A 1,550-nucleotide genomic window follows, 5' to 3' on the forward strand; every position below is an offset into this window, starting at 1 on the left:
AACGTGATCACGGGCTACGTCAGCGCCTACGCCCATGCCCGTTCCCCCTCCGTGCCCGGCCCGCGCCGCGCCCCGCTGATGGGCCGTGACGGGCCCCGACGAGTCCCGAGGAGCCCGATCGGGCCCCGCTCGGCCCCTGTTCCGGACCCTGAACAGGCCCGATGTCCCCATTCTGGCATCGTCCCGCTCCGTCCCGGCATGGTCCCCACGACCGATCACGGGGTCCGGACCAGGACCACGGTCCCGGGTCCGGTCCCGGCCGAGGAGCAGGGGCCCCGGTGCGGATCGTCCGCCGCAGGGACGTCCGCGGCCCACCCCGGGTGATGGTCTGGAACCCGGCCCCGGGAACCCCCGGAGCCGGGACCGACCTCGCGGACGCTCGCGTCCACCGCCGGAGGAAACCGTTGATCCGCGCACTGACCGGATACTCCACCAGGAACCCGTGGAAGGTGATCGCCCTCTGGGTGGTGCTGGGAATCTCCCTGGCCCTGCTGAGCCCGACGCTGCTCTCCCGCGTCACCCAGTCCCAGACCGGGGACTTCCTGCCCAGGAGCTACGACTCGGCCGCCGCGCTGCGGATCGCCGAGGAGAACTTCGGGATGAGGCCCGACGCCACCACGGTCACGGTGCTGGTCGCCAGGACCGACGGCCGGGCGCTCACCGCCGCCGACCAGCAGCGGGTCGAGGCCGAGGCGGCGAAGCTCGCCCAGCGCCGGGTCGTCATGCCCAGGAAGGACGACGAGCCGGCCTTCCTCGTCCCCGACCGGTCCCAGACCCCCCGGGTCGCTCCGGCCATGACGGCGCCCGACCGCGGCTTCCAGCTGCTCTCCGTCGAACTGACCGGCAACGCCGCGGACGAGGGCGTCCAGGGCGTCTACCGGGCGTTCCGGGACGCCGCCCGGGCCCAGTTCGCCGACGCCGGGATGCGCACCGGGTTCACCGGGGGACTGGCCGACGCCGTGGACACCGCCGACTCCCACCGCACCGCCGCGAAGGTCGGCAGCGCGCTGGTCATGGGGCTGATCGTCCTGCTCAACGTGCTGGTGTTCCGCAGCGTGGCGGCGGCCCTGCTGCCGCTGCTCGCCGTCGCCATGATCGGCAGCGTGGCCGGCGGAGCCGTGGCCGTCGCCGCGACGCTGACCGGCCTCAAGCTCGACGCCGGTACGCCCGGGCTGGTCTCCGTCGTCCTGCTCGGCATCGGCGTCGACTACCTGCTCTTCCTGCTCTTCCGCTTCCGCGAGCACCTGCGGGCCCGGCCCGAGCAGCCCGCCCGGGAGGCCGCCGCCCAGGTGACCGCCCGGGTGGGCACCGCGATCACCTCGGCCGCGCTGACCATCGTCGCCGCCTTCGCCACCCTCGGGGTGGCCAGCTTCGGCCAGTTCCGCTCGCTCGGCCCGGCCATCGCCGTCGCCGTGCTGGTCATGCTGCTGGGCAGTCTCACCATGATGCCCGCCCTGCTCGCCGCCTGCGGCCGCGGCATGTTCTGGCCCTCCCGCAGCCTGCGCCACCAGCCGGGCGAGGGCTTCGCCGCCCGCTTCGGCACGCTCGTC

At 74.4% G+C, this 1,550-nt stretch carries 1 protein-coding gene; it reads left to right on the forward strand.

Annotated features, from left to right (window positions below):
• Positions 1–404: 404 nt before the first annotated feature.
• Positions 405–1,550, forward strand: a 1,146-nt coding sequence (locus ABZW03_RS40760; RefSeq protein WP_355269910.1) for an MMPL family transporter, incomplete at its 3' end; no start/stop codon positions are given.

This window comes from Kitasatospora sp. NPDC004799 (genome assembly GCF_040609095.1).
Taxonomy (GTDB): domain Bacteria; phylum Actinomycetota; class Actinomycetes; order Streptomycetales; family Streptomycetaceae; genus Kitasatospora.